2 protein-coding genes are annotated in these 6000 nt (G+C 38.6%); both read right to left on the bottom strand.

All coding sequences use genetic code 11. The features are described from left to right. Positions 1-308: 308 nt before the first annotated feature. Positions 309-1742 carry a MocR-like pyridoxine biosynthesis transcription factor PdxR gene (gene pdxR / locus ABDZ84_RS16910; protein WP_343782340.1) on the bottom strand — a complete coding sequence of 478 codons (1434 nt, stop codon included), beginning with the start codon at positions 1740-1742 and terminating at the stop codon, positions 309-311. Positions 1743-2171: 429 nt separating this feature from the next. Then, a complete protein-coding gene (locus tag ABDZ84_RS16905) occupies positions 2172-5942 on the bottom strand; it encodes a S8 family serine peptidase (RefSeq protein WP_246484811.1) in 3771 nt (1256 codons plus the stop codon). Between the last annotated feature and the right edge of the window lie 58 nt (positions 5943-6000).

Genomic DNA, 6000 nt, shown 5'->3' with positions numbered 1-6000 from the left:
GAAAGCGAAGTAATTAGTCGGAGCATTGCCAATATACATCAAACATTTCAAAATAACTACTTGGCTTAACACAGTCATTGCACTGATTTTATACTTTCTTAACTTAGAACAAAGGCGCAAGCACCCGATTAGAAATGTAGCGACTGGAGCGAGTCAACGGAGATAAAGGAATCACGGTGCGCTTGCAAGCCCATGATGACTTATCGCAGGGCGATACGTAAAGTCGCTAAGCTTCTGGGTGCTGGAGCTGGACACGACTCAACACGCCCTATAATTATACATAGGCTCAAATTTTATAATTTCCTATACTATAAGAAATGTTTTAGCGCTTCAGAAAATCGTTTAATACCTTGATCGATTCGTGCTTCATCTTCTTTCGCAAATGTAAAGCGAATATACGTACTTCGTGTGCCCAAGGCGCTACCTGGCAAATAAATAACCCCACTTCGAATCGCTTCTTCAAGTAAGTGCATCTCATTAATTTTGGGAGGAATTCTACACCACAAATGAATTCCCCCCTCAGGAGCATAAAAAGTAACATAATCACCTATATGAAATTGCAAACTGGATATGATCTGGTCTCTCCTATTAGCTAATTGCCGCCTTAAGCGCTTCATATGAGGATTGAAATAAACAGGCTGGAGGAATTTATCCGCGATCCTTTGAGAAAATGCACTATGACCAAAATCAAGCTGTTGCTTAGCATCTGACAATCTTTCAATAACAGCTCTTGGTCCAATAATCCAACCAATTCGTAAACCAGAGGCAACTATTTTAGACAAGGAACTAATGTAAAGCACATTCCCATTGAGATCCATTGATTTTAATGTACTCATTTTCTCCCCATTAAATGACGTTAAGCTGTAAGGATCATCTTCAATAATTGGAATTCCAAATTTAGCAGAGATGTCAATAACTCTTTGCCGACCGCTGTAGTTCAATATTGTTCCTGTAGGGTTCTGAAAGATAGGATTTAAAAAAATCATTCTTATCTTGTGTACCTTTAGTAATGAAACTAAATCATCTGGATTAATCCCATGCTTCCCAACAGGTAGCGGTAATGTTTTAACTCCAGCTGTTTGAAAAACTGGTAAATGGTAACTATATGAAGGATCCTCGATAGCCACAGTATCACCTGCCTTTAACAGACATTGAACAACAAGATGCAATGCTTGCTGTGCACCTGAGGTAATTAAAATAGAAGAAGGATTAGTATTAATTGCTTTATATTCTTTCACATGTGCGGCAATTGTCTCTCTTAATTTCTCATTACCTAATGGATGATCATACCCAAGCGTTTCTGGAAATTCCCCTGAACCAGCGATTTCCTTTAACGTAGTTGTTGGAAATAAGCCTTCAGATAACTCACCACTGGCTAAATTAATTATATCCTCTTCCGTCATCTCCTCCCGAAGTCGTTGTGTTATAGGAAGGTTTTGTAGAAAGGAGCCGGCTTCTATATATCTGTTCCAATTTGGAATCCTTTTCTTTTCCATTCCCCATATATCTCTACTAATTGTCGTCCCGCTACCTTTTTTTCTTTCTATCAAACCGTTTGCTTGCAATTCATCATAAGCCGCCACTATCGTACTTCTATTTACCTGTAAATCGTTTGCCAGTGTGCGCTCAGATGGCAAAGGCTTATCAGCCAGAAACGTTCCGTCATCTATTCCACTCTCAATATAATCAGCAATTTGTTTATAAATAGGCTTTTTTGCCATGCGGTCCGGTTTCCATTTCATTACTTAACGTCCTTTACATAAATTCTTTTCTTCTATTATAACAGGATACTATTGGATTCGAATACGCTACCACGATACAATGTCAAACTTTCATTAGTTCCTTTTCCCTTCATTCCTCTCTAAAGCCCCCACGCTTCTATCGATCCACGCTCTCCTATAGGTTCAATTCAACGACGGTAGTTGTTATACCTTTGAAAGAGCGTAAAAGGTGGTTTTCAAGTCAGCTCACCACACAAGCTTTGATGGGTCACTTACACTTTATAAAGTGAAACTTCAATCATTAGGGGAGCATTACTGCCAGTTATATGTGGGTTAATTTCTTAAGAAAACTTGAAGTGGGGCTTTTTACGAATAAAAATAAACAATCGGATTCTAGAATTATTAGAACCCGATTGTTTGTCATTCCCTTACGCATCAGTTAGTGATTGTTTAACCAAAGATTTCCCAAAAATTACCGAATATGGACCACAGTTTATCGAAGAGATGTCCAAATAAGCTATCCTTCACACTATCTGTATCTCCAGTCCGTTTAGTTACCGTATAGGTTTCAACCGTTTCATGTCCTGCTAGATCAACTACTTTAAACTCGAAGACATTTTCTCCATCTTCTAAATCTAATTCTACCTCAATCTCTTCATTAAATTTCTTCTTACCGTATGGTTTAGATAGTTCATGTGTATAAACATGATCTCCATCAACATATAAATTAATGTCATCGAAATTATCTTTCACTTTTGCAGTTAATGTAATATGATCTTCTTTCGTTTTCTTTTTGCCTTTTATTTTTAACTTTGCTTTCGAAGAATCAACAAAGTATCTTCTACCTATTTCCGTTTCATTTCCAACATTATCTACTGCCTTAATATGCTTAAAATAGTAACCATCTTTCTTATGAGATACCGGCATTGAAAAATCGTAACGTTCTTCTTCCTCGTTGTAAACAAGCTCTGCTTTTTCCCCGTCAATGGTTACTTCTTTTACACCAGACTCATCCGTAACATACCCAGAGAATACGACTTCTTTATCTGCATCAGCACTATTCATTTCTGGAGTTAATAAGTGAAGATCAGGAACCGTTTTATCAGGTTCTATCATTTCTGCTTCCGCTTCTACTTCATTACCTGCATAGTCAGCCGTTACGACTGTAATCGTTGCATCTTCATCTACATCCGTCAACGTATGTTCTGTTTCACCATTTACATATGGTTCTTCCAATACAGATTCTCCGTTTACAAGAACATCCCAATAAGCTACGCCACTTCCACCTTCCGTATCTTCTGCATGTACGGTGAGAAGCTCTTCATCAAAGCTATAAGATGCCTCTACCTCTGGAGCAGTAGTATCTAATATTACTGGAAGTCTTAGTGTTTGCCATTCCGCACCCTCATAATCAATGACTCCCTCTGCTTGTAGATAATAGTTACCCTCAGGAGCTGGTTTTCCTTTTATTTTCCCATCCCATGCACGATCAGCAGAAATAGAGTAATAAGGACCTGCACCTGAATCATAATAGTTTTTCACTAATTCTGATTCTAATCTAATGGTACGTACTTTTTTGCCATCCTCATCTAAGACCGTGAATTTTGCATCTTTTGCGTTCCTTAAGAAAGATAGCATCATTAATGCATCATCCTGCACGCCATCACCATTTGGTGAGAAAGCAATCTTTTCAGGATCTACTTCACCTGTAGCTAAATCTTCACCAAGGTAGCCATATTGCATTTCTCCTGAGTCATCTTTACCTAATGATGTAACGACAGAAGTCATTTCATAAAAGGAATCATCATCCCATACAGGCTCATCAAAAATAGGTGCATTATCCCACTCACCTTTGAACCCTACATATGGGACAGTTAATTCAGGGTTCGTATCTGTTGGATCCGTTAACGTAACAAATCCTTCTAACCAATATCCATTCGTAAATATTTCTGCAAGTGAATCATCTACCGAACTCACATCAATAGTTACTGTAAAGGTTGTTGAATCATTTGCTGGCACTTCTATGGTAGCGTCTTGATCTCCATTAATTGTTGCTAAGTCACCTAAATCATTTGATGGGAACATATTTGGTGCAGTGACAATCACACCACCTCCATCAACTGGTGTATCCGTTTGTACATTTGACTCAACATCATAGGTTACCGCTTCATCACTGAAGTTTTGTGCAGTAAGTTCAAATGATACTTGATCACCAGAAATTTCTTTTAAAGCAACTTTAGCTTCATTGGTTTCTGCTTCTGTTACAACTACTGGTGTTGATAATGCTGCATGGAGTTGCATTAATCCTGAACCTTGTCGACGTGGTGATACAGGTTCTTCTTCAAAATATACTTGATCAGATGTATTCATCATTAAATTTTTTGCGAGATTAACACGATCTGCTTGCTCATAACCAAATTCCTCATCCACACGTTGCAGAACTAATGCACTTCCACCAGATACATGAGGAGCAGCCATGGAAGTTCCGCTCATTAATCCGTACTCATTATCATTTAATGTAGAATAAATTTGTCCACCTGGTGCTGTAATTTCCGGTTTAAAATCGAGATTCGGCGTAAGACCCCAGGAAGAAAAAGCACTCATTTTCCCAGCATCTGGATTATCTATCGTCGTTGTTTCTCCTGAGAATTCTACTGAAACAGCTTGTCCATTTGCTAATGCTTCTGCAAGTTGATCCCCATCACTTTTCAACATAAATAATTGTGGAATCGTAATGGATGCCTCTGAAGCCATATTCACAACACCGTCTGTATTATTATAAATAATAACACCAGTAGCCCCTGCTTCTTGCGCATTTAATGCTTTTTCGGTAAATGCAAGCTCTCCACGTTGAATGAGTGCATATTTACCTGAGAGATCTTTTCCTTCAAAGTCTTCCGGATATCCTAGTCCTGCATCAACTAGTTCAAACGATGATCCATCCTCAGGCGGGCTTGTCTGACCAGCTGACAAAAATGCTGCAGAGCCTGCTTCTCCATCAATGGTATAACCTAATTGGTCTACTTCCATAAACGTGTTTTCATAGGAAGCAACTTGTAAAGATTCATAAGAAACACCAGGTGATCCTACTAAACCATAATCAGGATTAGATGCATACGGGTAAAAATATCCATCGGCAAATAAAGCAGAGTTCCCAGCAGAAATTGACATTAATACGCCATTATCTACCGCACGAGCAACTGCTTGCTGTTCTGGTGAGTCTGGATCAACATAACCTGCTGTAGACCCAAGGCTCATATTTAATGCGTCTACCCCTAATTTAATGGCATCATCAATCGCCTTCACATAAACATCACCATACGTATATTGCATTTCTGGGTCATTTCCGAATACTTTTAAGGCTAACAACTGAGCTTCTGGTGCAATTCCTAGCACCCCACCATTTTCTTCATCACCATTGGCACCTACTGTACCAGCAACGTGCATACCGTGATAATTTGCTTCTGCATGTATCTCACGAATTTCATCATTTTCATCCATATAGTTATAGCCATAAGGAACCTTATCGGTATAAAAATTCCCAGGTAACCCTTCCTCATCAATGGTTTCATTGACTGCCTCTTCGGTTAATGCAGCCGTGTCTGCATCTGATAAAACCATATCTTGATGAGTAGAATCGATGCCCGTATCAATGATACCGACAACCATTCCTTCTCCTTTATAGCCATAATCCCTCCAAGCCTGTTGGGCTTCTACTAATTCTTTACTGTATTTCATTTCAGGCTTAGCAATTGGGCGTTCATACTCATTAACTACGTGCACCTTCTTTACATTTGGTATGTCCTTTATTTTTTTGAGGTCGCCCTGTTTTACCTCTGCACTAAAGCCATTAACGACAGTTGTAAATTCTTGTAAGTATTTTGCTTCCACTTTTTGTTGCTTCATTTCTGATTTAATCGTTTTTTGCTTTGCTTTGGCATCTATCTCCAGTTTCTTTTTCTCACTTTCTGCAAGACTATTAAATTTTATGCCTTTTTTTGTAGCCACTTCAATAGCTGGCTTATCTTTCACTTCAACGATAACACGTACTTCTTTATCTGGATTTTCTGTTTCTGTCAATTTCTCTGATGTTAAATCAGCTTTTTTCTTGGTTTGTCCAGATAATTGGCCCATTGCACTAGCTGTGGAAAAGTTACTGAATGCGAGTAATAGCACAAATAAGATGATAAAAGACCTTTTTAGCATTGGTTTCCCCTTCATACATTCTCCCCCTTATTAATTTGGTAGTTTACTAGAATCGTGACTCTAGCCTCCTTCC

Origin of the sequence: Virgibacillus salarius, assembly GCF_039521925.1 — a bacterium.
Taxonomy (GTDB): domain Bacteria; phylum Bacillota; class Bacilli; order Bacillales; family Amphibacillaceae; genus Virgibacillus; species Virgibacillus salarius.
The sequence above is the reverse complement of the archived record's forward strand: the minus strand, read 5'-3'. Positions and strand labels throughout refer to the sequence as shown.

Bases quoted from the DNA above. Each gene is read 5' to 3' on its own strand.
- pdxR (WP_343782340.1), bottom strand. From the start codon at position 1,742: ATGAAATGGAAACCGGACCGCATGGCAAAAAAGCCTATTTATAAACAA.
- ABDZ84_RS16905 (WP_246484811.1), bottom strand. From the start codon at position 5,942: ATGAAGGGGAAACCAATGCTAAAAAGGTCTTTTATCATCTTATTTGTG.